This window comes from Mycobacterium sp. TKK-01-0059 (assembly GCF_000709305.1).
GTDB classification, from domain to species: domain Bacteria; phylum Actinomycetota; class Actinomycetes; order Mycobacteriales; family Mycobacteriaceae; genus Mycobacterium; species Mycobacterium intracellulare.
Window position 1 is genome coordinate 776,703 of record NZ_KL446993.1, and the last position, 4,244, is coordinate 780,946.

General features: G+C 71.5%; 4 protein-coding genes. 3 read left to right on the forward strand and 1 reads right to left on the reverse strand.

The window, feature by feature from the left end:
* Positions 1 to 103: 103 nt before the first annotated feature.
* Together K883_RS03920 and K883_RS03925 are read left to right on the forward strand one after the other, a co-directional pair.
* Positions 104 to 931 (forward strand): purine-nucleoside phosphorylase, encoded by an 828-nt coding sequence (locus K883_RS03920; RefSeq protein ID WP_008259972.1) that lies wholly within the window; start codon positions 104 to 106, stop codon positions 929 to 931.
* Between the two features lie 4 nt (positions 932 to 935).
* Entirely contained in the window at positions 936 to 2,519 is a 1,584-nt protein-coding gene (locus K883_RS03925) for a phospho-sugar mutase (RefSeq protein ID WP_008259974.1), read from the forward strand.
* Here K883_RS03925 and upp read toward each other — a convergent pair.
* A complete protein-coding gene (gene upp / locus K883_RS03930; RefSeq protein ID WP_008259984.1) occupies positions 2,440 to 3,144 on the reverse strand; it encodes a uracil phosphoribosyltransferase in 705 nt (234 codons plus the stop codon). The genes K883_RS03925 and upp overlap by 80 nt on opposite strands.
* Before the next feature lie 161 nt (positions 3,145 to 3,305).
* Between upp and K883_RS03935 the strand changes: the two genes are divergently transcribed.
* Positions 3,306 to 4,127: an alkaline phosphatase family protein gene (locus K883_RS03935; protein ID WP_008259986.1), complete on the forward strand. Its 822-nt coding sequence runs from the start codon at positions 3,306 to 3,308 to the stop codon at positions 4,125 to 4,127.
* Positions 4,128 to 4,244 lie beyond the last annotated feature (117 nt).

Here is a 4,244-nt window from a genome sequence, read left to right on the forward strand (position 1 = left end):
ACTCGCGCCTCAACGGCGCTCGCCGTCGCCGGGCTAGGTTCGATTGCCCGACTCCTCACTCGCGCCTCAACGGCGCTCGCCGTCGCCGGGCTAGGCTCCGGCTGTGACCCAAACCTCGTCCGACCCAGGCGACCTCGCGCGCCGCGCCGCCGCGGTCATCGCCGAGCGCACCGGAATCGACGAGCATGACGTCGCCATCGTTCTCGGCTCGGGATGGTCGCCGGCGGTCGCCGCGCTCGGCACCGAGGCGATCGGGAAGACCGCCGTGCTGCCCCAGGCCGACCTGCCCGGCTTCCGGCCGCCCACCGCGATCGGGCACACCGGCGAGCTGTTGTCGATGCGCATCGGCGAACACCGAGTGCTGGTGCTCGTCGGCCGCATCCACGCCTACGAGGGCCACGACCTGTGCCACGTCGTGCACCCGGTGCGGGCGGCCTGCGCGGCCGGCGTGCGCGCGGTCGTGCTCACCAATGCGGCGGGCGGACTGCGCCCGGACATGGCCGTCGGCGAACCGGTGTTGATCAGCGACCAGCTGAACCTGACCGCGCGTTCCCCGCTGGTCGGCCCGCAATTCGTGGACCTGACCGACGCCTACTCCCCGCGGCTGCGCGAATTCGCCCGCCAGGCCGACCCGACGCTGACCGAGGGCGTCTACGCCGGCCTGCCCGGCCCGCACTACGAGACCCCCGCGGAAATCCGGATGCTGCGCACGCTGGGCGCCGACCTCGTCGGCATGTCGACGGTGCACGAGACCATCGCGGCGCGGGCCGCCGGCGCCGAGGTGCTCGGGGTGTCGCTGGTGACCAACCTGGCCGCCGGCATCGGCGGCGAGCCGCTCAGCCACGCCGAGGTGCTCTCCGCGGGGGCCGCGTCCGCCAGCCGGATGGGCGCCCTCCTGGCCCTGATCCTCGAGCGGCTGCCCCGGTTTTAGGACCATGACGCCCGAGGAGTGGATCGCCCACGACCCCGACCCGCGGACAGCCGCCGAGCTCGCCGCGTGCGACGCGGGAGAATTAGCCGCGCGGTTCGCCCGTCCCCTGAGGTTCGGCACCGCGGGCCTGCGCGGCCCGGTGCGCGGCGGGCCCGACGCGATGAACGTCGCGGTGGTGTCGCGCACCACCTGGGCGGTGGCGCAGGTGCTCAAGCGGCGCGCCCCGGCCGGAGGGCGGGTGATCGTGGGGCGCGACGCCCGGCACGGTTCGGCGGTATTCGCCACGGTGGCCGCCGAAGTGCTTGCCGATCAAGGGTTTTCGGTGCTGTTGCTGCCCGGTCCGGTGCCGACCCCGGTGGTCGCGTTCGCGGTGCGCCACACCGGCGCGCTGGCCGGGATCCAGATCACGGCGTCGCACAACCCGCCGGCCGACAACGGCTACAAGGTGTACGTCGACGGCGGCATCCAGCTCGTCTCCCCCACCGACCGCGAGATCGAGGCCGCGATGGCCGACGCCCCGCCCGCCGACCAGATCGGCAGGGCCCCCGTCGAACCGGGCCAGGCCGATCTGGTCGAGCGCTACGTCGAGCGCGCGTCCGGGCTGCGGCGCGGGGCCGGCTCGGCGCGGGTCGCCCTGACGGCCCTGCACGGGGTGGGCGGCGCGGTGGCCGTGGAGACGCTGCGCCGCGCCGGCTTCGCCCAAGTGCACACCGTCGCAGCGCAATTCGCTCCGGACCCGGACTTCCCCACCGTCGCGTTCCCCAACCCCGAGGAGCCGGGTGCCGCCGACGCGCTGTTGGCCCTGGCCTCCGACGTGCGCGCCGACGTGGCGATCGCGCTGGATCCCGACGCCGACCGGTGCGCCGTCGGCATCCCCGACAAAGCGGGGTGGCGGATGCTGTCCGGCGACGAAACCGGTTGGCTGCTGGGCGATTACATTCTTTCCCAGCCGCAGCGCGCCGAAACGCCGGTGGTGGCCAGCACCCTGGTGTCCTCGCGGATGCTGTCGGCCATCGCCGCGCACCGCGGCGCCGTCCACGTCGAAACCCTCACCGGCTTCAAATGGCTGGCGCGCGCCGATGCCGAGGTCCCCGGCGGCACCCTGGTATACGCCTACGAGGAAGCGATCGGGCACTGCGTCGACCCGGACGCCGTGCGCGACAAGGACGGCATCAGCGCCGCCGTCCTGGTGTGCGACCTGGTGGCCACGCTGCTGCGCCAAGGCCGTTCGGTCGTCGACCTGCTCGACGAGCTGGCGCGGCGGTACGGGGTGCACGACGTCGCCGCGATCTCGCGCCGGGTCGCCGACCCCGCCGAGGCGGCCGCGCTGATGCACCGGCTGCGGACCACCCCGCCGGCGACGCTGGCCGGGTTCCCCGCCGGGCTCACCGACGTCACCGACGCGCTGATCTTCACCGGCGGTGACGACCACACGTCGGTCAGGGTGGTGGTGCGGCCCTCCGGGACCGAGCCGAAACTGAAGTGCTACTTGGAGATTCGCTGCGCGCCTAGCGACGATCTGGATTCTTCGCGGCGGCGCGCCGATGCCCTGCGCGCTGAGCTGGTCGCTGCGATGCGGGGCTGGTGAACAGGTTCGGCCCGAACTGGCGGTCCCCCGCGTCGCCGAGGCCAGGCACGATATAGGCCGACTTGTTGAGTCCCTTGTCGACCGCGGCGGTCAACACTCGCGCGTCCGGCGCCGCTTTCTGCACGGCCGCAAGGCCTTCCGGCGCGGCGACCACGCACAGCGCGGTGATGTCGGTGGCGCCGCGGCGCTGCAGCAGGCCGATGGTGTGGGCCATCGACCCGCCGGTGGCCAGCATGGGGTCGAGGACCATCACCGGCCGGCGCGCGAGTTTGTCGGGCAGCGCCTCGAGATACGGGACCGGCAGGTGGGTTTCCTCGTCGCGGGCGACACCGACGAAACCCACCTCCGCCTCGGGTATCGCGGCCTGGGCGGCCTCGACCATGCCCAACCCGGCCCGCAGCACCGGAACCAGCAGCGGCGGGTTGACCAGTCGCGTCCCGGCCGTCGCGGCCACCGGGGTGCGGATCCTGACCGACTTTCGCGGCGCCTCCCGGCTGGCCTCGTACACCAGCATCAGCGTGAGCTCGCGTAGCGCGGCCCGAAACCCGGCATTGTCGGTGCGTTCGTCGCGCAGCACCGTCAGCCTGGCCGCGGCCAGCGGGTGGTCGATCACGCGCACGTCCATCCCATGAAGGGTATATAACGATCGGGCAAAGCCCTTCTGACACGCTTGCGTTCGTCCCGGCCATACCGCAGGCGCGTTCGTATACTCCCGGGGTGTCGCGCGAAAAACGAAGTCCGAGAAGCCTACTCGGCAGGGCGCATCGCCTCCTGCTGGCGCTCGGCGTGGTCGCATTGGTGGCACTGGCGGCAAGTCCGCTGACCCCGCGCATAGGCCTTGCGGCAGCGGCCATTCCGCAACCGGCGCACATCGTGATCGTGGTGGAGGAAAACCGTTCCGAGAACGCCATCATCGGCAACAAGTCGGCGCCCTTCATCACCTCCCTGGCCGCCAATGGCGCCAACATGACGCAGTCATACGCCGAAACCCACCCCAGCGAACCGAATTACCTGGCGCTGTTCGCGGGCAACACCTTCGGGGTGACCAAGGACCTGTGCCCGATCAACGCCGGCGCCGCCCCCAATCTCGGTTCCGAATTGCTGGCCGCGGGCCGCACGTTCGTCGGCTTCGCCGAAGGCCTGCCAACCGTCGGCTCGCCGGTGTGCACCGCGGGCAAGTACGCGCGCAAGCACGTGCCGTGGGCCAACTTCACCAACGTGCCGGCGGCGAACTCGATGCCGTTCTCCGCGTTCCCGATGGGCAACTACGCCAGCCTGCCGACCGTGTCGTTCGTCATCCCCAACAACGACAACAACATGCACGACGGGTCCATCGCGCAGGCCGACGCCTGGCTGAATCGCCAGCTGTCCGGTTACGCCAATTGGGCGGTGGCCAACAACAGCCTGCTGATCCTGACGTTCGACGAGGACGATAACGGCAGCCACAACCAGATCCCCACGGTGTTCTACGGCGCCCACGTCCGCCCCGGCAACTACAGCGAGCAGATCAACCACTACAACGTGCTTTCCACCGTGGAGCAGATGTACGGGCTGCCCAAGACGGGCTATGCCGCAAGCGCCGCGCCCATCACCGACATCTGGGGCTAGACCACTGGGCTGATGGTGGCGACCCGCTTCACCCGGCCCCGCCGCGCTCGCGATCGCCACTGGGCTGATGGTGGCGACCCGCTTCACCCGGCTCCGCCGCGCTCGCGATCACCACTG